This window comes from Nocardioides sp. Z43_10 (genome assembly GCF_059766615.1).
On record NZ_JCBAJY010000002.1, the window covers coordinates 101142 to 124317 of the forward strand.

At 72.5% G+C, this 23176-nt stretch carries 20 protein-coding genes; 10 read left to right on the top strand and 10 right to left on the bottom strand.

Annotated elements, in window-relative coordinates; genetic code table 11:
- Positions 1-43: 43 nt before the first annotated feature.
- The 8 genes from betT to AC6EI4_RS03790 all read right to left on the bottom strand — a co-directional run bounded on the left by betT (position 44) and on the right by AC6EI4_RS03790 (position 9919).
- A complete protein-coding gene (betT, locus tag AC6EI4_RS03755) occupies positions 44-2101 on the bottom strand; it encodes a choline BCCT transporter BetT (protein WP_498450621.1) in 2058 nt (685 codons plus the stop codon).
- Positions 2098-3876 carry a choline dehydrogenase gene (gene betA, locus AC6EI4_RS03760; protein WP_498450622.1) on the bottom strand — a complete coding sequence of 593 codons (1779 nt, stop codon included), beginning with the start codon at positions 3874-3876 and terminating at the stop codon, positions 2098-2100. Before betA ends, betT begins: the two co-directional genes overlap by 4 nt.
- A complete protein-coding gene (locus AC6EI4_RS03765; protein ID WP_498450623.1) occupies positions 3873-5402 on the bottom strand; it encodes an aldehyde dehydrogenase family protein in 1530 nt (509 codons plus the stop codon). The genes betA and AC6EI4_RS03765 overlap by 4 nt, the downstream gene beginning before the upstream one ends.
- A gap of 115 nt (positions 5403-5517) precedes the next feature.
- Positions 5518-5874 (bottom strand): hypothetical protein, encoded by a 357-nt coding sequence (locus AC6EI4_RS03770; RefSeq protein ID WP_498450624.1) that lies wholly within the window; start codon positions 5872-5874, stop codon positions 5518-5520.
- A gap of 18 nt (positions 5875-5892) precedes the next feature.
- Positions 5893-6375 (bottom strand): universal stress protein, encoded by a 483-nt coding sequence (locus AC6EI4_RS03775; protein WP_498424825.1) that lies wholly within the window; start codon positions 6373-6375, stop codon positions 5893-5895.
- Between the two features lies 1 nt (position 6376).
- Positions 6377-7834 carry an APC family permease gene (locus AC6EI4_RS03780; RefSeq protein ID WP_498424826.1) on the bottom strand — a complete coding sequence of 486 codons (1458 nt, stop codon included), beginning with the start codon at positions 7832-7834 and terminating at the stop codon, positions 6377-6379.
- A 68-nt stretch (positions 7835-7902) separates the two neighbouring features.
- Complete coding sequence (locus AC6EI4_RS03785) at positions 7903-8568, bottom strand: response regulator (RefSeq protein ID WP_498450625.1); 666 nt, start codon at positions 8566-8568, stop codon at positions 7903-7905.
- Positions 8549-9919 carry an ATP-binding protein gene (locus tag AC6EI4_RS03790; protein WP_498450626.1) on the bottom strand — a complete coding sequence of 457 codons (1371 nt, stop codon included), beginning with the start codon at positions 9917-9919 and terminating at the stop codon, positions 8549-8551. The genes AC6EI4_RS03785 and AC6EI4_RS03790 overlap by 20 nt, the downstream gene beginning before the upstream one ends.
- Positions 9920-10084: 165 nt before the next feature.
- Here AC6EI4_RS03790 and AC6EI4_RS03795 point away from each other — a divergent pair, with 165 nt between their 5' ends.
- From AC6EI4_RS03795 to AC6EI4_RS03805, 3 genes are all read left to right on the top strand, one after another.
- Entirely contained in the window at positions 10085-11356 is a 1272-nt protein-coding gene (locus AC6EI4_RS03795) for a PspC domain-containing protein (protein ID WP_498450627.1), read from the top strand.
- Positions 11357-11424: 68 nt separating this feature from the next.
- On the top strand, positions 11425-11709 hold the full coding sequence (locus tag AC6EI4_RS03800) for a hypothetical protein (RefSeq protein ID WP_498424832.1): 285 nt from the start codon (positions 11425-11427) through the stop codon (positions 11707-11709).
- Positions 11706-11999: a PspC domain-containing protein gene (locus AC6EI4_RS03805; RefSeq protein WP_498450628.1), complete on the top strand. Its 294-nt coding sequence runs from the start codon at positions 11706-11708 to the stop codon at positions 11997-11999. Before AC6EI4_RS03800 ends, AC6EI4_RS03805 begins: the two co-directional genes overlap by 4 nt.
- Here AC6EI4_RS03805 and AC6EI4_RS03810 read toward each other — a convergent pair.
- Positions 11963-12994 (bottom strand): glycerophosphodiester phosphodiesterase family protein, encoded by a 1032-nt coding sequence (locus tag AC6EI4_RS03810; RefSeq protein WP_498450629.1) that lies wholly within the window; start codon positions 12992-12994, stop codon positions 11963-11965. The genes AC6EI4_RS03805 and AC6EI4_RS03810 overlap by 37 nt on opposite strands.
- A 77-nt stretch (positions 12995-13071) precedes the next feature.
- On the opposite strand from AC6EI4_RS03810, the gene AC6EI4_RS03815 reads away from it, so the two are divergent.
- The 6 genes from AC6EI4_RS03815 to AC6EI4_RS03840 all read left to right on the top strand — a co-directional run bounded on the left by AC6EI4_RS03815 (position 13072) and on the right by AC6EI4_RS03840 (position 21033).
- On the top strand, positions 13072-13617 hold the full coding sequence (locus AC6EI4_RS03815) for a YbaK/EbsC family protein (protein ID WP_498450630.1): 546 nt from the start codon (positions 13072-13074) through the stop codon (positions 13615-13617).
- Positions 13618-13636: 19 nt separating this feature from the next.
- Entirely contained in the window at positions 13637-14137 is a 501-nt protein-coding gene (locus AC6EI4_RS03820) for a DUF6328 family protein (protein ID WP_498450631.1), read from the top strand.
- Positions 14138-14198: 61 nt separating this feature from the next.
- Positions 14199-15929, top strand: a complete 1731-nt coding sequence (locus AC6EI4_RS03825; RefSeq protein ID WP_498450632.1) for an ABC transporter ATP-binding protein — start codon at positions 14199-14201, stop codon at positions 15927-15929.
- Complete coding sequence (locus tag AC6EI4_RS03830; RefSeq protein ID WP_498424841.1) at positions 15926-17671, top strand: ABC transporter ATP-binding protein; 1746 nt, start codon at positions 15926-15928, stop codon at positions 17669-17671. The genes AC6EI4_RS03825 and AC6EI4_RS03830 overlap by 4 nt, the downstream gene beginning before the upstream one ends.
- Before the next feature lie 25 nt (positions 17672-17696).
- Positions 17697-19898 (top strand): acyltransferase family protein, encoded by a 2202-nt coding sequence (locus AC6EI4_RS03835; RefSeq protein WP_498450633.1) that lies wholly within the window; start codon positions 17697-17699, stop codon positions 19896-19898.
- 100 nt (positions 19899-19998) lie between these two features.
- Positions 19999-21033 carry an LLM class F420-dependent oxidoreductase gene (locus AC6EI4_RS03840; protein WP_498450634.1) on the top strand — a complete coding sequence of 345 codons (1035 nt, stop codon included), beginning with the start codon at positions 19999-20001 and terminating at the stop codon, positions 21031-21033.
- Between the two features lie 58 nt (positions 21034-21091).
- Here the strand turns inward: AC6EI4_RS03840 and AC6EI4_RS03845 are convergent, their stop codons facing one another.
- The gene (locus AC6EI4_RS03845) at positions 21092-21826 is read right to left on the bottom strand and encodes a MerR family transcriptional regulator (protein ID WP_498424846.1); all 735 of its coding nucleotides are present in this window, start codon (positions 21824-21826) and stop codon (positions 21092-21094) included.
- Between the two features lie 198 nt (positions 21827-22024).
- On the opposite strand from AC6EI4_RS03845, the gene AC6EI4_RS03850 reads away from it, so the two are divergent.
- A complete protein-coding gene (locus AC6EI4_RS03850) occupies positions 22025-23176 on the top strand; it encodes an acyl-CoA dehydrogenase family protein (protein WP_498450635.1) in 1152 nt (383 codons plus the stop codon).

Here is a 23176-nt window from a genome sequence, read left to right on the forward strand (position 1 = left end):
GCCGACAAGCCTACGTCGCGCCACCCCCGGCCTCGCAGCCCACTCAGACGCCGGTGCCCTCCGCCAGGCGCAGGAACTCCAGGTGCCGCTCGTACTGGTCGAGCACGTCGTCGATCAGCTGGTCGCGGGTGTAGCCCATCACGTCGTACCCCTGGCCGCCTTGGCTGAGGTGCACCTCGAGGCGGGAGTAGACGTCGGTCTTCGTCGAGGCCAGGCCGCCGTACCCGGGCATCGGCACCTCGCGGTGCTGCACCCGGTAGCAGAAGGCGCGCTCCTCCTCGCCCAGACCGGCGGTGAGCTCGACGGCCCGCATCCCCTCCTCGTCGGCGGTCTCGACGACCTCGGTCGTGGCTCCCTGCCCGGAGAGCTCGCGGGCGACCTCGGTGAGGGCGGACAGCACCACGGTGTCCAGGAACTCCAGGGACCGGGTGCGCGAGGGGAACGTCATCATCCGCCGGACCCGCGACTGCCACGTCGCGTGCGGTACGCCGCGTGGCGCGCCGCTACGACCCGACAGCACGCCCGGCAGCGCGCCGGCTCGGCTGTCCTGCAGGTGGGCCTCGACGCGTAGCGCCTTGTGCAGCCCGGCCATCACCAGCACCATCACGAAGGCGAACGGCAGCCCCATGATGATCGTGGCGTTCTGCAGCGCGGTGATGCCGCCGACGCTGAGGATCCCCATCGTCAGCAGACCGGTGGCCACCGCCCAGAAGATCCGCGGCATCTTGGCCGCGTCCTGGGTGGGGTGGCTCAGCCGCGAGGACAGGTTCGCCATCACCAGGGCACCGGAGTCCGCGGAGGTGACGTAGAACAGCAGCCCGACGAACGTCGCCACGGAGGCGATGAACGTGAACCCCGGGTACTGGGCCAGCAGCGTGTAGAAGCCCTCCTCCGGGCGCAGCGAGGCGGCCTCGCCGAAGGTCTGGTTGCCGCTGCGGACCAGGTCGATCGCGGAGTTACCGAAGATCGAGACCCACATCAGGATGTAGGTGAACGGGATGATCAGCGTCCCGGCGACGAACTGGCGGATCGTGCGCCCACGCGAGATGCGGGCCAGGAACAGCCCGACGAACGAGGCCCAGGCGATCCACCACGCCCAGAAGAACAGCGTCCAGCCGCTCATCCACGTCCCGGTGTCCTCGTGCGCGAAGGTCTGCAGCGTCATCTCCGGGAAGAGCCGGATGAAGTCGCCGACGTTGAGCACGGCCGCGTTGAGCAGGTAGAGCGTCTTGCCGGTGACCAGGACCCACAGCGCGAGCCCGATCGCGAGCAGCACGTTGAGCTGGGAGAGCCGCTTGATGCCCTTGTCCACGCCGCTGACCGCCGAGATGGTGGCCATCACGATGGCGAGCACGATCAGCGCGAACTGAGCGCCCAGACCCTGCTTGACGCCGAACAGCTCGTGCAGCCCGAAGTTGAGCTGGACGACGCCGATGCCCAGCGAGGTCGCCACCCCGAAGATGGTGCCGATGATCGCGGCCAGGTCGACCGCGTCCCCGATGCGCCCGTCCACCCGGTTGCCCAGGATCGGGCGCAACGAGGAGCGGATCGCCAGCGGCAGGCCAAGACGGTAGGCGAAGTAGGCCAGCGCCAGGCCCATCAGCGCGTACATGCCCCACCCGCTGATGCCGTAGTGGAACAGCGTCCACACGGTCGCCTCGCGGGCCGCCTCGACCGTCTCGGCCTCGGTGCTGGGCGGCGCGAGGTACTGCGTCACCGGCTCGGCCACGGAGAAGAACATCAGGTCGGTGCCGATACCGGCGGCGAAGAGCATCGCCGCCCACGAGAACGTGCTGTACTCCGGCTCGGAGTGCTCGGGACCGAGCTTGATCCGGCCGTAGCGTGAGCTGCCCACGAAGACCACGAAGACCAGCACCATCGTGGCCAGCAGCACGTAGAACCAGCCGAACCCGTCCGCGGCCCAGGTGGCCACCTGCCCGATCCGCGTGTTGGCGCCGTCGGGGTCGACCATGCACCACAGCGCCACGGCGAGGGTGCCGATGGCGGCACCCAGGAAGACCACCCGGTTGAGCCGGGGTCCCGCCTCCTCGCTGGTCGCCGTGCTCGGCGGACTGGGGGGACTGGTCGTCGGTGCGCTCATGCGCGGCCTCCTGGCTGGCCCTGGTTGATGGTGCCGGGGGCCGCGTGGTTGCGGGGGTCCCCCTCGGGCCACAGCGGCATCTGGGCGCCGTGGCGGTAGTACGGGACGTCGAGCGGCGGCAGCATCTCATTGCCGAGGATCAGGTCGCTGGCCCGCTCGGCGAGCATCATCACCGGAGCGTAGATGTTGCCGTTGGTGACGTAGGGCATCACCGAGGCGTCCACCACGCGGAGCCCGTCCACCCCGTGCACCCGCATCGAGGACGGGTCGACCACGCTCATCTCGTCGGTGCCCATCCGCGCGGTGCACGAGGGGTGCAGGGCGGTCTCGGCGTCCGCGGCGACCCAGTCGAGGATCTCCTCATCGGTCTGCACCGACGGGCCGGGCGAGATCTCACCGGCGCTGAACGCCGCGAACGCCGGCTGCTCCAGGATGTGGCGGGCGGCGCGGATCATCTCGATCCACTCGCGTCGGTCGTTCTCGGTGGACAGGTAGTTGAACTGCAGCGCCGGGTGCTCGAAGGGGTCGGTCGAGCGGATCTTCACGTGCCCGCGCACGTCGGAGTACATCGGCCCGATGTGCACCTGGTAGCCGTGCCCGAACGTCCCCGGGGCGTTCGCCGGCTGCGAGCCGTCGTAGCGGATCGCGATCGGCAGGAAGTGGAACATCAGGTTCGGGTACTCCACCCGGTCGTTGCTGCGGATGAAGCCGCCCGCCTCGAAGTGGTTGGAGGCCCCCACGCCGCGGCGCAGGAACATCCACTCCGCGCCGATGCGCGCCTTGTGCCGGTGCCGCAGCCACGGGGCGATCGAGACCGGCTGCTTGCTGGCGTGCTGGATGTACACCTCCAGGTGGTCCTGGAGGTTCTCCCCCACGCCCTTGAGGTCGACGAGCGGGTCGATGCCCAGCGCGCGCAGCTCCTCGGCGTTGCCGATCCCGGAGAGCTGCAGCAGCTGCGGGGTGTTGATCGCGCCGCCGCACAGGATCACCTCGCCGGCCTCCACGCTGCGGCGCAGCCGGCCGCCGCGCAGGTAGTCGACGCCGACGACGCGGTTTCCCCCCTCGGCGGTACGACGCGTGCGCAGGCCGGTGACGTGCGAGAGCGTGTGCACGGTGAGGTTCTTGCGCTGGCGCACGGGGTGCAGGTAGGCGCGCGCCGCGCTGAGGCGACGGCCCCGGTGGACGTTGCGGTCGAACGGCGCGAAGCCCTCCTGGCGGTAGCCGTTCACGTCGTCGGTGAGCGGGTGACCGGCCTGCTGCACGGCCTCGAAGAACGCGCCGAAGAGCGGGCTGTTGGCCGGGCCCTGCTCGAGCACCAGCGGTCCCGACCCGCCCCGCCAGGCGTCGGCACCGGCCGTGCCGTCGGCGAGCAGGCGGGTCTCCATCCGCTTGAAGTACGGCAGGCAGTGGGCGTAGTCCCACTCCTCGAGCCCCGGCTCGGCCGCCCAGCGCTCGTAGTCCAGCGGGTTGCCGCGCTGGAAGATCATCCCGTTGATGCTCGAGGAGCCGCCCAGCACCTTGCCGCGCGCGTGCGCCACCCGGCGACCGCCCATGTACGGCTCGGGCTCCGACTCGTAGCGCCAGTCGTAGAGCGGGCTGCCGATCGGGAACGGCAGCGCGGCGGGCATGTGGATGAACGGGTCGAGCTTGAAGTCGCTGTGCCCGGCCTCCAGCACCAGGACGCGGTTGGCGGGATCGGCGCTGAGCCGGTTCGCGATCACCGACCCGGCCGAGCCACCCCCGACGATCACGTAGTCGTAGCGCTCGGTCCTCACTGGTGTCCTCCTTCCGTCGTGGCGGCGGAGTCCACCGGCGGAGCTCCGAACCATCCCTGGGGACCGGGCCGGGTGTTGTGCCAGATGTGCTTGGTCTCGCGGTACTCCTCGAGCCCGGCCAGGCCCAGCTCGCGACCCACGCCGCTCTGCTTGTAGCCGCCCCACTCCGCCTGGGCGACGTAGGGGTGGTAGTCGTTGATCCAGATCGTGCCGTGGCGCAGCCGCGCCGCGACCCGCTCGGCGCGTCCGGCGTCGCGGGTCCACACGGCACCGGCCAGGCCGTAGATGGTGTCGTTGGCGAGGGAGACCGCGGCCTCCTCCAGCCCGGCCCCGTCCGGGGCGCTGAAGGTCTCGACGGTCATCACCGGCCCGAACGACTCGTCCTGCACGCAGGACATGTCGGCCGAGCAGCCGTCCAGGATCGTGGGCAGGTAGTAGAACCCCGCGTCGTACGCCGCACCCTGGGGCCGCCCGCCACCGGTGCGCAGCACGGCACCCTCCGCGAGCCCGGCCGCGACGTACGCCTCGACCTTGTCACGGTGGGCGGCGCTGATCAGGGGGCCGGTCTCGGCCGCCTCGTCGAAGGGGCCACCGAGGCGGATCTGCTCGGCACGGCGGACCAGCTCATCGACGAACTCGTCGTGGATCGACTCCTCCACGATCAGCCTGGCGCCTGCGGAGCAGACCTGGCCGGAGTCGAGGAACACGGCCGTGAGAGCCATGTCGAGGGCTGCTTCGAGGTCGGCGTCGGCGAAGACGATGTTGGGGTTCTTGCCACCCAGCTCGAGAGCCACCTTCTTCACCGTGGCGGCCGCGGAGGCCATGATCGAGCGCCCCGTCACCAGGCCCCCGGTGAAGGAGACCAGGTCCACCTCGGGGGCCGTGGTCAGCGTCGGGCCGACCCGGTCGCCGGCGCCGAGCACGAGGTTGGCGACGCCGTCGGGCAGGCCCACCTCCTGCAGGGCACGCATCAGCCAGATCGCCGTGTGCGGGGTGAGCTCGCTGGGCTTGAGCACGAACGTGTTGCCGGCGGCCAGGGCCGGGGCGACCTTCCACGAGGTCTGCAGCAGCGGGTAGTTCCAGGGCGTGATCAGCGAGCAGACGCCGACCGGCTCGTGGACCACGCGGCTGACCACGTCGGGCTGGCCGGTGTCGACCACGCGACCGCCGTCGGCCTGCGCGAGCGTGGCGTAGTGGCGGAAGACGGACGCGATGTCGTCGACGTCGAGGCGGGACTCGACCAGTCGCTTGCCGGTGTCGAGCGACTCCAGCCGGGCGACCTCCTCCTTGTCGTTCTCCAGCCGGTCGGCCAGCCGGTTCAGCAGCGCGGCGCGCTCGGGGGACGGCGTCCGCGGCCAGGGGCCGTTGTCGAACGCGCTGCGTGCGGACAGGACCGCCGCCACCGCGTCCGCGGCGTCGCCCTCGGAGACGGTCGCCACCAGGCTGCCGTCCGCCGGACAGCGGATCTCTCGGGTGGAGCCGTCGGCGGCATCGCGCCAGGCTCCGTCGATGAACAGTTCGGGCATGGATCCACCTTCCAACAGGGAAGGGTCGCGCTCGGGGGTGCGCGACCCGGAGTCTGCTGGCCGCCGAGCGCAGCGGTGGACGCGCGGGCCGACCCGTGCGGGCCGGCCGGGCTGCTCACACGTGCGCGGGCGACCAGAAGACGGCTACGGCGATCGTCACCGTGGTCAGCCCCAGCAGTCCCAGGTAGAGACCGTTGGGGATGCGCGGCTTCCTCAGGTTCGCCATCACCAAGACTAGAATGACCAGCGCGAGAGCGAACTTGACCCCGATCTTGGCGTGGTTGACGTCACCATCCCCGCCCTCGAGGACGCCCACCAGCAGCAGCCCGGCCAGGAACGCCGTGCCGGCGCCGTCGCGCATCGCGCCGTTGACCACCTTCTCCGAAGATCGCAGCTGCACGAAGAGGCCCCCGAAGAGGGCGGCGAAGCCGAGGATGTGCACGAAGAGCAGGATCAGGCGCAGGGTTTCCATGGGGCCGGAGCGTAGCGCTCAGGAGCTGCGCCGAGACGACCGGCGTCGGTTACGTGGCGCGGGTCGCACGACCAGCACCGGGCACGGAGCGTAGTGCTGCACCTTCTGGGCGGTGCTGCCGACCAGCACGGTGTCGCTGACGCCGCGACCTCCCGAGGCGACCACCACCAGGCCGACGTCGAGCTGGCCCGCAGCCTTGATGATCTCGTTGGCCGGAGAGCCGCTGCGGATCCGCTTGTGCACCTTGGGGCCCCAGCCCTTGAACTCCTCGGCGATCACGTTGAGCGCCCCCTGCGCGGCCTCGCGGAAGCTGACCACCTGGTGCTCGGCGTCCCCCCGCGCCGGCGGCGAGAGCTCGTCGGCGAAGGAGACCGCCGCCAGCGGCCGGATCACCGCGACCAGCGACACGTCGGTGACCTTCGTGGGGTCCGCGAAGGACTTGAAGTGGCGGGCCGCGGCCAGGGACTGCTTGGAGCCGTCGGTGGCGATGAGCACGTGCATGTCAGGCTCCTGAGGTGGTGGTGGGCGGCGTTGCTCCGGCGCGCCTCGAGGCGAGCTGCTGAGCCACGAACAGGACTCCCCCGAGTGCCAGCAGGCCGGCGCACCAGAACAGGGAGGCGGGGTCGTCGATGACGACGTAGACCAGCAGCACCGCGTTGCCGAGGATGCCGAGGTAGAGCAGGGGGGTCCAGGCCCGGAAGGTGTCCTCGCGCTCGCCGGTGCCGCGCAGCTTGAGAGCGGCGACGATCACCAGCAGGTAGATGAACAGCGTGAACACGACCGTGACCAGCGCAAGCCGTTCCACCACGTCGACCCCGACGCCGGCCCGGTTCAGCGCCCATCCGGTGAGCAGCAGACCGCACACCACGACCGCCGCGAAGATCAGCGCGAACCAGGGGCTGCGACGGCTCTGGTGGATGCGCCCGAAGATCCCCGGCACCACGTCCTCGCGGGCCATGCCGTAGAGGATCCGCGACTCGGTGACCACCGCGACCAGCGTGGTGTTCGTGATCGCCACCATCGCGATCACCGCGAACAGGATCGTCATCACGCCCACCGGCACCGGCAGGATGCCCGTCTTGACGACCTCGAGCAGGGCCGCGTCGCTGTCCTGCAGCGTCCCGACCGGCACGGTCAGCGCGGCGGTGGCGGCCACCAGCACGTAGATGACGCCCGCGGCGACCATGCCGCCGACCAGGGCGCGGGGGAAGGTCCGGCTCGGGTCCACGGTCTCCTCGGCCACGTTGGCGGCGTTCTCGAACCCGGTCATCGCGAAGAACGCCAGGGCCACGCCGGCGATCACCGCCCACACCGGGCTCACGTCGCTGCGGGTGGTGAAGTCGGTGAGCACCGCGAAGTCGGCCTTGCCCTGGGCGACGTAGACGATGCCGATCACCAGGATGATCACCAGCCCGGCGATCTCCACGAACGTCATCACCATGTTGGCGACCACGGACTCGGTGATGCCGATGAAGTTCACCACCGCCAGCACGACCACGAAGGCCAGGGTGACCAGCAGCGCCGGCGGCAGCGCCCAGATCTCCTCGAAGTACGACGCGAAGCCGGTCGCCAGCGACCCGGCGGCCGCGAAGCTCGCGGACAGCATGCAGACGGTGATCAGGAAGGTCAGCGGCCGGTTGCCGAAGGCCTTGTTGATGTAGAGCGCGGCCCCGGCGGCCTGGGGGTACTTCGTCACCAGCTCGGCGTAGGCGAGCCCGGTGATCGTCGCGACGGTGACGCCGACGGCGAACGCGATCCAGAAGGCGCCTCCGACGGCACCGGCCACCAGGCCGATCAGCACGTAGATGCCGGAGCCCAGGACGTCGCCGAGGACGTAGAAGAACAGCAGCCGACCGGTGATCCCGCGCTTGAGATCGCTCTCGTCGGTGTCCACGCCGGCCTCCGGGTCGGGGCCGGGTGGCTGGACGCCGCTGGCGTCGGAAGCGGGCGAGTCGGCCACGAGGGTCACCTTCGGGTGGGTGGGCAGTGCGGGGCGGATACCCCGTGGCAGCCCGACCGAAACGCGACTCAGAGCAGCCGGCGCTCCGAGGCCCACCGGGTGAGCTCGTGGCGCGAGGAGAGCTGCAGCTTGCGCAGCACGCTCGACATGTGGGTCTCCACGGTCTTGATCGAGATGAACAGCTCCCTGGCCACCTCCTTGTAGGCGTACCCGCGCGCGATCAGCCGCATCACCTCCCGCTCGCGCTCGGTGAGCCGGTCGAGGTCCTCGTCGACGGCGGCGACCTCGATGGAGCCCGCGAACGCGTCGAGCACGAAGCCCGCCAGGCGCGGGGAGAACACGGCGTCGCCCTCGGCCACCCGACGGATCGCGTCGACCAGCTCGGGGCCGGTGATGGTCTTGGTGACGTAGCCGCGCGCGCCTGCCCGGATGGTGCCGATCACGTCCTCGGCGGAGTCGCTCACCGACAGCGCCAGGTAGCAGGTGCGCAGCTGGCGCGCGGCGAGCCGGCGCATCACCTCCCCGCCTCCCCCACCGGGCAGGTGCACGTCGAGCAGGACGACGTCGGGGTGCTGCTCGGCGATGGCCCGGACCGCCTCGTCCACGTCCGCGGCCTCGGCCACGACGTCGACCGCGGTCCCGATCTCGGCGCGCACCCCCGTGCGGAACATCGCGTGGTCGTCGACGACCACCACCCGGACCTGGCCGGTGCGCTCAGCTGTGGGGGTGCTCATCGGGCTGCTCCTCGAGGGACGGATCGCGATGGGATGCATCGGCGTGGGAGGGATCGGCGTGGGAGGGATCTGGTTGTGCCTGGGTCGGCACGGGCATGTGCAGGCGGACCTCGGTGCCCTCGCCGGGGGCGCTGCGGACCTCGGCCGTGCCACCGTGGCGCACCATCCGGCCCAGGATGCTGTGGCGCACGCCGTACCGGTCGTCGCAGACGTCGTCGAGGACGAACCCGACGCCCCGGTCGCGGACGAACACGTCCACGGCACCCGGGCCCACCTCGGCGTAGACGTCGACGCTGGCGACCCCGGCGTGCTTGGCGGCGTTCGTCACCGCCTCGCGGGTGGCCGCCACGACCGGCTGGAGACGCTCGGAGAGCGGACAGTCGCCGACCCCGACGACGGTGACCGCGATTCCGTAGCCGTCCTCCACCTGGGCGACCACCTCGCGCAGGGCCCCTACCAGCGTGGAGGCGTCGGCGGCCTCGGCCGCGTAGAGCCAGGCGCGCAGCTCGCGCTCCTGCGCGCGGGCCAGCCGGGCCACGGTGGGGCCGTCGTCGGCGCTGCGCTGGATCAGCGCCAGCGTCTGCAGCACCGAGTCGTGCAGGTGCGCGGCGACGTCGGCGCGCTCCTGGGTGCGGATCCGCTCCTCGCGCTCGGCGGTCAGGTCGGAGGCCAGGCGGAAGATCCACGGGCCGGCGACCAGCCCCACGCCGAGCACGCCGAGTCCGCCGGCCATCAGGAGCCCGCTGCCCTGGTCGAGGGAGGCCCGGTCGAAGCCGATCAGGAGCAGCGCGGCGATGACCAGCACCATGCCGAGCGCGATCCGCGCGTACGCCGCCCAGCCACCGCTGCCGAAGACGACCCGGACCGGGTCGATGCGTCCGCTGGTGTCGAGCCAGCGCTCGCGCTGCGCCTCGTCGGCCTGGCGCCACAGCAGGGTGAGGCCGCCGCCGCCCAGCACGATCGGCCAGAGCACGGCTCCTCGTCCGAACGCCGCCTCCAGGACCAGGACGGCCCCGAGGACCAACGCGCCGAGCACGACCGCCGGCCCGGCGTCGCTGATCCGTGCCGCGCGCCCGGGTCGCCGGCCAGCGCGGGTGTGGCTCTCCAGCCCCGGTGACTGGGCGTGGCGCTCCTGGTCGGCCGGCAGCACCAGCCACAGGCCTGCGTAGAGCACGGCACCGAGACCGCCGATGCCGCTCAGCACGAGGAACGCGGCGCGCACCCAGGTGATCGGCACCGCCAGGTGCCGCGCCAGCCCGGCGGCGACGCCGCCCAGGACGGGTTCGCGCAGGTCCCGCAGGGCGCGGCGCGGGCCAGGATGGCCGGCGAGGGAGGCATCGGGCGTGGACATGGCCCCTCCATCGTCACACAGCGCGGGGGTCGCAACCATGAGGTCGGACCCTGAGAACCCCCTGGTTCCTCGCCACCGGGGCACCCGTCCCTCTCGGGGTCGCGTCGTGCGGAACCGGGGGTGTCCCCGATGGCGGCGGCCCGCCGGGCGGAGCAGGCTGGAGCCATGACCACCACACCTCCCGCCGGCGGCGGTTCCCCGGAGAGCCCGACCGGCGGGCCTCCCCCCGACGCCCCCCACGACGACGGCCCCCGGGTCACCCGCGACCAGGTGGGCGACCTCGCCCGGCTGCGCCGTACGACCGGCGGGCAGCGCCACGTCGCCGGCGTGGCCGGCGGCGTGGCCCGCCACCTCGACATCGACCCCGCGATCGTCCGGGTCGTCCTGGTGGTGCTCGCCTTCTTCGGCGGCGCGGGCGTCATGCTCTACCTGGCGCTGTGGCTGCTGATCCCCGAGGACGGCAGCGACGCCGCGATCGTGCCGCTCGACGACGGTGCCCGCAGCGCCGGGGTGATCGCGGTGGGCGTGCTCGCCGCCCTGATGCTGCTCGGCGACACCTGGGGCCCCTGGGGAGGTGGCTGGTTCCCCTGGCCGCTGGCCGTGGTCGCGGTGGTGGTCGCCTACGTGCTGAGCAAGCGCGGCTCCGCTCCCGGCGGCAGCCCCGGCGCACCGACCGGTCGCCCGGCCAGCGGTGCGCCCTACGCGCCGGGCACCGGCGTCTCGTTCACCAAGGACGGGCCCCAGGTCCACCAGCCGCCGTCTGCGTACTCCGCACCCCCGGGGCAGATGGCCTACGCGCCCGTCGCGCCGGTGCCGCCCCGGCCGCCGCGCCGGGGCCCGATCCTGATCGGCTGGACGCTCGCGCTGCTGGCGCTCGGGCTCGGCGTGCTGTCCCTGATCGACCTGGCGGGCGCCTCCGTGCCCGACTCCGCCTACCCGGCGCTGGCGCTGGGTGTGATCGCCGCGATGCTGCTGCTCGGAGCGTGGTTCGGCCGGGCCGGCGGGCTGGTCACGCTCGGCCTGATCGCCGCCCTGGCCCTGGCCTTCACCACCGCCGCCGACGAGTACGACGAGACCGCGGTCCGCGCCACCCCGACGGCCGCCGCCGACGTCGAGGACCGCTACGACGTCGAGGTGGGCGAGCTGTACCTCGACCTGTCGCAGGTCGCCGACCCCGAGACGCTCGCCGGGCGCACGATCCAGGTGGAGGGTGACGTCGGGCGACTCGAGGTGACGGTGCCCGACGGGGTCGACGTGCGGGTGGAGACGGCCGTCGACGGACTCGGCAGCCTCTCGGTCTTCGGCACGCACGCCGCGGGCGTCGACCTCGCCGAGCAGGCACTGCGCGAGACCTCGGACGGCGACGCCACCTCCCCCGGGCAGCTGACGATCGACGTCACGCTCGCGGTCGGCGTCATCGAGATCCACGAGCCCTGAGCCATGACCCCCACCACTCCCCGCGCACCTCGCCTCCAGCACCCCGCCTCTCACCAGGGAGAACGCCGATGAGCACCGACCCGACCGCCACCCGCCAGCCCCGACGCCACCCGGTGGAGGTCGGCTACCTGGTGATGGGGCTCGCCTTCCTCACCATGGTGGGGATCTGGGCGCTGCTGGTCAGCGACGTCGCCTCGGGTGACGACCTGCGCTTCCTGCTCCCGGTGCCCTGGGTGCTCGGCGGCGCCGCGGGCCTGCTCGCGCTCGGCATCCGCGCCGCGCGGCGCAACCGCGCCGCCGCTCCCCCTGCCTTCCCCGACCACGAGACCGCCGACACCGAGGAGTTCCGATGAGCACGCTCCCTCCGCCCGACCCGGGCCAGCAGCCCGGCCAGCAGCCGCTCGGCCAGTCCCCGGGCGAGCAGCCGCCTCCCGGTGACCGGGCCTCCCGGCCGTGGTCCGGGCGCCGCCTGGTGCGCCGCAGCGACGACCGGATGATCGCGGGCGTCTGCTCCGGGGTGGCCGACTACCTCGGCGTGGACGTGACCGTGGTGCGGCTGGTCACGGTGCTGGCCGCGATCTTCGGGCTGGGCAGCCTCGTCATCGCCTACCTGGTGGCCTGGGCGCTCCTGCCCGAGGAGTGAGCCGCGGCGCGGCTCGGGTCGACCAGCAGGGCCGGGTGGTCGGTGATCAACCCGTCCACTCCGCCCGCGGTGAGCGCACGCGCCTCGCCGACCAGGTCCCCGTGCGCGTCCGGCGCCGGCCCACGGCGCAGCTGCCGGGGCAGGAAGCGGTTCTCCGCGCGCAGCGTCCAGACGTGGACCGCCAGCCGGCGCCGGTGAGCGTCGTCGACCAGCGCCGTGGGGGCCAGGCCGGCGCCGGTCCGGTCGCGGGGCACCACGAGCTCCTTGTGCGGCCCGATCGCCTCGGCGTACCCGTCGATCCAGGACAGGCCCGCCACCGTCGCCAGGTCGGCGTAGCTGCGCCGGTCGCCGGCGAGGACCAGGTCCGCCGGGTGCCGCTCGGGGCGATCCAGCAGTTGGACCAGGCCGAGCGTGGTGCGCCGCGAGAGCCGCCGCAGCACGGTGGTCTCGAAGGACATCACCCGGACCCCCGAGCCGTGGTGGTCGAGGTGGTAGCGGCGCAGCACGTCGAGGACCAGGTCCTCCAGCGGCAACCCCAGCGCCGCGTAGTACGAGGGGTGCTTGAGCTCCAGCAGCAGGCCGACGCGGCGCCCTCGGCGCACCGACTCGGCCCGGACCAGCCCGAGCACATCCTCCAGCGTCGGCACGCCCTCCCGTCCGTCGTGCGCCGCACTCGCCGTCCTGGTGAGCCGGTGGCGCTCCCGGGCGCGCAACGTGCGCACCTGCGCCAGCGTCAGGTCCTCGACGAACCAGCCGGCCAGCGGGCGTCCGTCGATCAGCTTGATCGTGCGCCACTCCCGCAGCTCGGCCCGGCCGGCCACGTCGGTGGTGAGGCTGAGCTCGCTGTCGTGCCGGGCCACCAGGACGGCGTCGGCGGTGGGGACGAGGTCGACCTCGAGCGCGTCGGCTCCCCCCTCCAGGGCGGCCCGGTAGGCGGCCAGGGTGTGCTCGGGTCGGTCCCCGCAGGCGCCCCGATGGGCGACGATGGTGGTCATGACCCCACCCGAGCAGCCCGACGCGTCAGCGCGGCGCCCTGCGGGTGGCCGCCAGGTGAATGGTCGATGATGGCCCGATGAGTCTGCCGACGATCGGAACCCTGCGCTCGCTGCCGGCCGGCGAGCACCCCGAGCTGCTCGCGCCGCCGGTCGCCGCCGCCCTGTCGGGCTGGCCCGACGCCGCCGGTGTGGCGGTGGTGGAGATCGACCCGGCGCTGGCCGACACCGCCGCGATGACCGAGGCCTACCGGCTGCCGCTCACCGCGAGCGCCAACTGCGTGGTGGTGGCCGGCCGGCGCGAGGGCGTGGAGCGGATCGCCGCGTGCGTCGTGCGCGCCGACACCCGCGCCGACGTCAACAACCTGGTCAAGCGCACCCTCGACGTACGCAAGGCGTCGTTCCTGGCGATGGAGCGGGCGGTGGCCGAGACCGGGATGGAGTACGGCGCGATCACCCCGCTCGGCCTGCCGCAGGACTGGCGGGTGCTGCTCGACCCACTGGTGCTCGAGTGCGACGTCGCGATCCTCGGCTCCGGCGTACGCGGCTCCAAGCTGCTGGTCTCCGGCGCGGCGCTGGGCCGGCTGCCGGGCGTCGAGGTGGTCGACGGCTTGGGGCGGGCGTGATCGGGGAACCGCCGCACCGATGAGCTCACCCGATCCCGTCGACGAGCGCAACGAGTCGCCCTCACAGAAGCACGACCGCAACTGGGCCGAGCTCCTGCAGGAGATGCGAGTCCTGCAGACCGGCGTGCAGCTGATCGCGGGGTTCCTGCTCACCCTCCCCTTCCAGGAGCGCTTCGCGGACCTGGACTCCTTCCAGCGCTCGCTCTACCTGGCTCTGGTGGTCGTGGCCGGGCTCACCACCTGCCTGCTGATCACGCCGATCGCGGTGCACCGCCGGCTCTTCGGCCAGCACGTCAAGCAGCGCCTGGTGCGCACCGCCCACCGCCTCGTGGCGGTCGCTCTCGGCGCGGTGGCGGCGTTGTTGACCGGCATGGTCACCCTCGTCTTCGACGTGGTCGTCGACCGCCGCGCCGCGATGACGGTCGGCGGATCGCTGCTCGTGGTCTGCGTCGTGCTGCTGACGGTGGTGCCCTACCTGGTCGGCCGCTCGAGGCAGCCCTCGTCGCCGGGCGCCGACTGAGGCGGCACCCACCGGGAAAACGAGTCGCGCCGCACGGCATCGGGTAGGTACCGTCCCGGCAGTGCGCATCCTTCCCCTCGAACACCCCGGCACCGCCGATCATCGCTCCGAGGGCCGGTTCCTGTGGTGGTTGGCCAAGGGGCAGTGGCACACGCTGGCGCTGGGTGCGCTCTTCGGCATCATCTGGATGAGCGCCCAGGCCGTGATGCCCGCCGTGATCGGGCGCGCCATCGACCGCGGCGTCGCCGAGCGCGACGGCGAGGAGCTGCTGCGCTGGGGCGCGATCCTGCTGGCGATCGGCATCGTCCAGGCGGCCAGCGGCATCATCCGGCACCGCTTCGCGGTGACCAACTGGCTGACCGCCGCCTACCGCACCGTGCAGCTGGTCGGCCGGCAGGCGGTGGACCTGGGCGGCACGCTGCCGCGCAAGGTCTCCACCGGCGAGGTGATCACCATCGGCACCAGCGACCTGTCCCATCTGGGCCAGGTGATGGACGTCTCCGCTCGCTTCGCCGGCGCGATCGTCAGCTTCCTGCTGGTCGCGGTGATCCTGCTGCAGACCTCGCTCACCCTGGGGCTGGTGGTGCTGATCGGGGTGCCGGCGCTGATGGTCGCCGTCGGCCCGCTGCTCAGCCCGCTGCAGCGCCGTGCCACCCACCAGCGCGAGCTGACCGGCGCGCTGTCCAGCACCGCCGCCGACATCGTCAGCGGCCTGCGGGTGCTGCGCGGCATCGGCGGCGAGCAGGTCTTCCTCGAGCGCTACCGGCGCGAGTCGCAGTCCACCCGCGCCGCCGGAGTGGCGCTCGCCCGGCTGCAGTCGATCCTGGAGGCGCTGCAGGTGCTCCTGCCCGGCGTCTTCGTCGTCGTGGTGGTCTGGATCGGCGCCCGCTACGCGGTGTCGGGGCGGATCACCCCCGGCGAGCTGGTGGCGTTCTACGGCTACGCCGCGTTCCTGATGATCCCGCTGCGCACCGCCACCGAGTACGCCAACAAGTTCATCCGCGCCCGCGTCGCCGCCCGGCGGGTGTGCCGGGTGCTGGCGCTCACCCCCGACCTGAGCGACCCCGCGGACCCGGCGCCCAGCCCGCCCGCCGGCTCCGAGCTGTACGACGCGCGCACCGGGCTGGTGCTCCGCCCCGGCGAGATCACCGCGCTGGTCTGCGAGCAGCCGGGCGAGACCGCGCTCCTGGCCGACCGGCTCGGCCTGTGCACCGCCGACGCCGACGACGACGTGCGGCTGGGCGGCGTACCGCTCTCGGCGCTGCCGCGCGCGGAGGTGCGGCGCCGGATCGTGGTCAGCGACACCGGGAGCGCGCTGTTCTCCGGCCCCCTGGGCGAGCGGCTCGACGTCACCGGCTCGGGCGACGTGGGCGCGGCGCTGACCACGGCGTCGGCGCACGACATCCTCGAGGCCCTGCCCGAGGGGCTGGACACCCACGTCGCCGAGCGCGGGCGCAGCTTCTCCGGAGGCCAGCGCCAGCGCCTGGTGCTGGCCCGCGCGCTGGCGATCGAGCCGGAGGTGCTGGTGCTGGTGGAGCCCACCTCGGCGGTGGACGCGCACACCGAGGCCCGGATCGCGGCCCGGCTGCGCGCGCACCGGGCCGGGCGGACCACGGTGGTCACCACCACCAGCCCGCTGCTGCTCGACGCCGTGGACCGGGTGGTGCTGCTGGACCAGGGCCGCGTCGTCGCCAGCGGCACCCACGCGAGCCTGCTCGAGAGCCACCCCGGGTATCGCCGGGTGGTCACCCGCGAGACCGAGTCCGACACCGAGCTGGAGCCGACCCGATGAGCACCGCCCTGCCCGTGGCCGACAGCCGCGCCGTGCGCCGCTACGCGGTGCAGATCGCCCGCCGCCACCCGCGGATGCTGGGCGCGACCCTGGCCCTGCACGTCGCGGCGGCCACGGCCGCGCTGGCCGCGCCGCGCCTGCTCGGCGACCTCGTCCAGGCCGTCGAGGCCGGCACCACGCTGGACCGGGTGGACCGGACCGTCGCCCTGCTGGCCGGCTTCCTGGTGGTGCAGACCGTGCTCACCCGCTACGCCCGGCTGCTCAGCCAGGTGCTGGGCGAGGAGGTCCTCGCCCAGCTGCGCGAGGACTTCGTCGACAACACCCTCGCCCTGCCGGTGGGGGTGGTGGAGTCGGCCGGCTCCGGCGACCTGCTCACCCGCACCAACCGCGACGTCGACCAGCTCGGCTGGTCGGTGCGGATGGCGCTGCCGGAGTGGACGATCGCGGTCGTCACCGCGGTCCTCACCTTCGCCGCCGCGCTGAGCGTGGGCTGGTGGGTCGCCCTGCCCTGCCTGCTCGGCGTGCCCCCGCTGGTGATCGGGCTGCGGTGGTACCTGGCCCGGGCCAAGGACGGCTACCTGCGCGAGAGCGCGACGTACTCGCAGATCAACGCGACGCTGACCGAGACCGTGGAGGGCGCCCGGACGGTCGAGGCGCTCGGTCTGAGCCAGGAGCGGATCCGGGCCATCGACGCCGACATCGCCGACTCCTTCGACGCCGAGCGCTACACGCTGCGGCTGCGCACCGTGTTCTTCCCGAGCATGGAGATGTCCTACCTGCTCCCGACCGTGGCGACGCTGCTCCTGGGCGGCTGGCTCTACACCCGCGGCGAGGTGTCGCTGGGCGACGTCACCGCCGCCACGCTGTACGTGCAGATGCTGATCGACCCCGTGGACCGGATCGTCTCGATCCTCGACGAGCTCCAGCTCGGCATCGCGTCGCTGGCCCGGCTGCTCGGCGTCGCCGAGGTGCCCGACGACCGCGAGGTCACCGGCGCCCGGCCCGACGGCGAGAAGCTCGACGCCCGCGACGTGCGCTTCGCCTACGTGCCGGGCCGCGACGTGCTGCACGGCGTCGACCTCGACGTGGGGGTGGGCGAGCGGATCGCGATGGTCGGGCCCTCGGGGGCGGGCAAGTCCACGCTGGGCCGGCTGCTGGCCGGGATCCACCCGCCCCGGACCGGCTCGGTGACCGTCGGCGGGGTGGGGCTCACCGAGCTCCCGCTCGACGAGCTGCGCGGCCACGTCGCCCTGGTCACCCAGGAGCACCACGTCTTCGTCGGCACCCTGCGCGAGAACCTGGCGCTCGCCGCGCCACCCGGCGCCGGCGACCCCGAGATCCGCGACGCGCTGGCGGCCGTCGACGCCCTCGACTGGGTCGACGCCCTGCCCGACGGGCTGGACACCGTCGTCGGCTCGGGTGGCCGGCACCTGCCCGACGCGCAGGCCCAGCAGGTCGCGCTGGCCCGGCTGGTACTGGCCGACCCGCACACGCTGGTGCTCGACGAGGCGACCTCGCTGATCGACCCGCGCGCCGCCCGGCACCTGGAGCGCTCGCTGGCCGCGGTGCTCGAGGGCCGCACCGTGATCGCCATCGCGCACCGGCTCTTCTCCGCCCACGACGCCGACCGGGTCGCGGTGGTGGAGGACGGCCGGATCGCGGAGCTGGGCAGCCACGACGAGCTGGTCGCCGCCGGTGGGTCGTACGCCGCACTGTGGGAGTCCTGGAACGGGCGGCACTGAGCACGCTTGCTAGATTCACCCGACGATGACGAGTACCAAGCCGGGGTTCCGGGGCGACATCCAAGGGTTGCGGGCGGTCGCGGTGCTGACCGTGATCGTCGCGCACTTCGGAATCGGCCCGTTCACCGGCGGGTTCATCGGCGTCGACGTGTTCTTCGTGATCTCGGGGTTCCTGATCTCCGACCAGCTCTACCGCGAGCTGGGCCGCGAGGGGACGATCTCGCTGCGCGGCTTCTACGCCCGGCGGGCGCGCCGGATCCTGCCCGCGGCCACGTTGGTCCTCGCCGTCAGCGTGCTGGCCTCGCTGATCGTGCTCAGCGCCCTCGACGCCCTCGAGGTGGTCCGGGACGCGGTCTGGGCGTCGCTGTTCGCCGCCAACTTCCGCTTCGCCTCGGTGGGCACCGACTACTTCGCCCAGGACCAGGGGCCCAGCCCGCTGCAGCACTACTGGTCGCTGGCCGTGGAGGAGCAGTTCTACCTGGTCTGGCCGCTGGTGCTGCTCGCGGTCACCGGGTGGCACCGGCTGCGCCGCCGGCGCGGCGCCGCCGGTAGCGGGAGCGGCTCCCCCGAGACCCCGGTGCGGGTCCGCCGGCTCACCGTCTTCGTGCTGCTGCTGGCCGCGACCGCGGCGAGCTTCAGCTGGTCGATCCTGCTCACCCGCACCGCGCCGACCGACGCGTACTTCTCGCCGTTCGCCCGGGGCTGGGAGCTCGGCGCCGGCGCGCTGGTGGCGCTGGTCGCCCCCGCCCTGGCCCGGCGCTTCGACCACTTCACCCGGGCGGCGCTGAGCAGCACCGGGCTGCTGCTGATCGCGGCCGCGACGCTCTTCTTCATCGACGCCACGCCCTTCCCCGGCTACGCCGCGCTGCTGCCGGTGGCCGGCACCGCGATGGTGCTGCTCTCGGGGGCGGGGCTGACCCAGCCCGGTCCGGCGCCGCTGCGGATGCTCTCGCTGCCCCCGATGCGGGTGATCGGCGACTGGTCCTACTCGCTGTACCTGTGGCACTGGCCGGTCCTGGTCCTCGTCGAGAGCAGGCTCGGCCGCGACCTGGGTCCGCTGGAGTCGCTGGCCGCCATCGCGGTCACCTTCGCGCTCGCCGCCGCGACGTACCGCTGGGTGGAGACGCCGTTCCGCAACCCCCGGCGCTGGACCGTCCCGCGCGCCCTGGTGCTCTACCCCGTCTCGGTCGCCCTGATCGCCGGCACGGCGCTCGGCGGCTGGCGCTGGACGGAATGGGAGACCAGCGAGCGCGGCAACGCCCCAGCCGTCACCACCCAGGACTTCGGCGTGGCGGACGCCGACAAGTACGACATCGCCAAGGACCCCGCGGTCGGGCTGGTCCAGGCCTCCGTCGTCGCCGCCGAGAACGGCGTCGCGCTGCCCAGCGACCTCTCCCCCGACCTGGCCGACCTGCGCGACGACGTCGCCGACCTGGGCGAGTGCGACTACGCCGAGAGCTTCGACAAGGTCTGCCCCGGTGGCGACCTCGACGCCGGGCGCAGCATCGCGGTGCTCGGCGACTCGCACGGGCGGCACTGGATCCCCGCCATCGACCGGATCGCCAAGCGGTCCGGCTGGACGACCTACTACTTCGTCAAGCGGGCCTGCACCGCCGCCCGGATCACCGTCAACAGCTACGCCGGGGACGAGGAGTGGGACGACTGCAACGCGTTCCGGGACTGGGTCGAGGAGCGGCTCGGCGAGCTGCAGCCGGACGTGACGATCGTGTCCACCTCGGTGCCCCGGCGCGGAGTCTGGTCCGAGGGCGAGCTGGTCACCGACGACGACGAGGTCGCCCCGCTGTACCGCGACGGGCTGGTGGACCTGCTGGAGCGCATCGAGCCGCTGACCGAGCGGCTGCTGGTCCTCGACGACGTGCCCGGCCTGGGCCTCGACCCGGCCGACTGCCTCTCGACCGGCCGCCCCGACCTGGGCACCTGCCTGACCGGCCCGGACCCGCGCACCACGCAGATGCGCGAGATGAACCGCGAGGCCACCCGGACCACCGGCACCGAGCTGGTCGACCCCAGCCCGTGGTTCTGCCACGACGACAAGTGCCCGGTCGTGGTCGGCTCGACGATCACCTACCAGGACATCGGCCACGTCACCGAGAGCTACGCCGCGCAGCTGGCTGATGCCCTGGGCAGCGCGCTGGGGCTCTCCACGCCCGCGTCGCCCCGGTCGTCCTCGACCTCGTCGTCACCCGCGTCGCCCCGGTCACCGTGAGCCCTGCCACGCCCCACGGTCCTTGCGATACTGACAGCGGCTCTGTCACTGTTGCCGGGCCCCGCCCCCAGCCCTGCCGACGACCCGGAACGGAACCGCGATGAAGCTCTCCATGCCCCTGATGTACGACGGGAACCCGCGCAGCGCCGCGGACCAGGTCACCGCCCTGGAGAAGGCCGGCCTGGACCAGATCTGGGTCGCCGAGGCCTACGGCTTCGACTCCCCCACCCTGATGGGCTACCTGGCGGCGAAGACCGACAAGGTCGAGATCGGCTCGGCGATCCTCAACATCTACTCGCGCACGCCGGGGGCGCTGCTGCAGACCGCGGCCGGGCTGGACAACGTCTCCGGAGGGCGCGCGATCCTGGGTCTGGGCGCCTCCGGGCCCCAGGTCATCGAGGGCTTCCACGGCGTCCCCTACGACAAGCCCCTGGCCCGCACCCGCGAGGTGGTCGAGATCATCCGCGCCGGGCTCAAGCGCGAGAAGCTCAGCAGCGACGGCATCTTCAAGCTGCCGCTGACCAAGGAGGACGGCGCGGTGACCGGGCTGGGCAAGCCCCTGAAGATCCTCACCCACCCCGAGCGCGACACGATCCCGATCTGGATCGCCGCGCTCGGCCCCAAGAGCGTGGAGCAGACCGCGGAGTACGCCGACGGCTGGATGCCGCACCTGTTCCACCCCGAGAAGGCGCACCTGGTCTGGGGCGACGCGCTGGCCAAGGGCAACGCCAAGCGCCAGGAGGGCCTGGCGCCGCTGCAGGTCAACGCCGGCGGCATGGTCGCGATCGGCGAGGACGTCAAGGGCCTGCTCGACTTCGCCCGCCCGATGTTCGCGCTCTACGTGGGCGGGATGGGCGCCAAGGGCAAGAACTTCTACAACGACGTCGCCAAGCAGTACGGCTACGAGAAGGAGGCCGAGGAGATCCAGGACCTCTACCTCTCGGGCAAGAAGAAGGAGGCCGAGGCGCTGGTCCCCCAGGAGTGGCTCGAGGCGGCCAACCTCGTCGGCCCCGCGTCGTACGTCAAGGAGCGCATCGAGGCCTTCCGCGAGGCCGGCGTGACCAGCCTGAACGTGGTGCCGGCCAGCGACGACCCGGCGAAGACCGTCGAGCAGGTCAAGGAGTGGATCTCCTGATCCACCGCTGACTCAGGCGACGAGGGCCCGGCAGGCACGACCTGCGGGGCCCTCGCCGTCAGTCCCGGCCGCGAGGGCGCAGCAGCGACCGGGTGATCACGTCGTTGGCGGCCCGCTGGAAGCCGGTGACGACCGCCTCGAGGGTGAGCTGGCGCAGCCGCGACATCGTGCTCTCCAGCTTCGCCGCCTCCTCGGCGGAGTGCCGCTCCTGGCGGTACGGCGCGAGCACGCCCTGGTGCAGGATCGAGGTCAGCTCCGAGGCGAGCGACTCCATGTGCCGGTTGATCGCCTCGCCGGCGGCGCCCATCGACTCCATCGGGATGTCGAGGTCCAGCAGCTCCACGCTCACCTGGAGGTTGGGCATCGCCCGGTAGCCCCCGCTCTCGGTGCGCTCCAGGGAGCGCAGCCCCACCAGGAAGTCGAGGTCGGCCTCGCTGAGCGTGCGCGAGACCCGCTTCTCCAGCTGGCGCAGGGTCAGCTCCTCGGCCGGCTGCGCGGTCCACGAGGTCAGCATCGCGCGGCGCAGCGCCAGCTCGTCGCTGGTGGCGTCGGCCGGCAGCGAGGACATGTAGCGCTCGATCGCCTGCAGGGTGAACCCGTGGTCCTGCAGGGCGCGCACCATCTCCAGGCGGGCGCGGTGCGACTCGTCGTAGTAGGCGACGCGCCCCTTGCGGATCGGCGCGGGCACCAGGCCCAGGCTGGCGTAGTAGCGCGTGGTGCGGACCGTCAGGCCGACGGCGGCGGACAGCTCGTCGATCGTGAGCAGTCCGTCGTCGTCCGGTTGCTCACTCATGACTGTCACAGTATTGCTGTCCCCAAGGCCAGGCAAAACGCCGGCCACCGACCTCCCGAGCCCAGTGCGCGGCCTGCCTCTTGCCATCGTGACAGTGGTGCTGTCACAGTGGCGGTGTTGCGAGCGATCACGTGTCGTCGCGGCAATGACGACGCCGCAGGCCCCCGCCTGCGCGGAACCGAGGGAGGAACGAACCCCATGGCAGAGCTTTCCCGCGAGATCTTCGACGAGGAGCACGAGGACTTCCGCCAGATGGCGCGGAGCTTCATCGAGAAGGAGGTCGTCCCCCACCAGGAGCGCTGGGCCGAGGCGGGCATCGTGGACCGCGAGCTGTGGACCAAGGCCGGCAGCCAGGGCCTGCTCTGCTTCGACGTCGACGAGGCGTACGGCGGGGCCGGGGTCGACGACTTCCGCTACAACATGATCGTCGCCGAGGAGCTCAGCCGGGCCGGCGCCAGCGGCCCGGGCTTCCCGGTGCACACCGACATCATCGTCCCCTACCTCTCCAGCCTCGGCACCGAGGAGCAGAAGCAGCGCTGGCTCCCCGGCTGCGTGAGCGGCGAGATCGTCACCGCGATCGCGATGACCGAGCCGGGCGCGGGCTCCGACCTGCAGGGCATCCGCACCACCGCGATCGACAAGGGCGACCACTACCTCGTCAACGGCTCCAAGACCTTCATCTCCAACGGCATCATGGCCGACCTGGTCATCGTGGTCGCCCGCACCGACCCCGAGGCCGGCCACAAGGGCATCAGCCTGCTGGTCCTCGAGCGCGGGATGGCGGGCTTCGAGCGCGGCCGCAACCTCGACAAGATGGGCCTCAAGGCGCAGGACACCGCGGAGCTCTTCTTCGACGACGTGGTCGTGCCCAAGGAGAACCTGCTCGGCGAGGAGGGCACCGGCTTCATCTCGCTGATGATGAACCTGCCCCAGGAGCGGCTCTCCATCGCGGTGATGGCCGCCGCCGCGTGCCGCGACGTACTGGAGATGTCGCTGAGCTACGCCAAGGAGCGCAAGGCGTTCGGCCGCTCGATCGGCAACTTCCAGCACAACCGCTTCGTGCTCGCGGAGATGGCGACCGAGGCCCGGATCGCCACCGTCTTCGTCGACGACTGCATCCAGCGGCACATGCGCGGAGAGGCCGACGCCACGCTGGCCTCGATGGCGAAGTGGTGGACCACCGAGCTGCAGAAGAAGATCGTCGACCAGGCCGTCCAGCTGCACGGCGGCTACGGCTACATGATGGAGTACCCGGTCGCCCGGGCCTACGTCGACAGCCGGATCCAGACCATCTACGGGGGCACGACCGAGATCCAGAAGGAGATCATCGGTCGGAGCCTCGGCATCTGA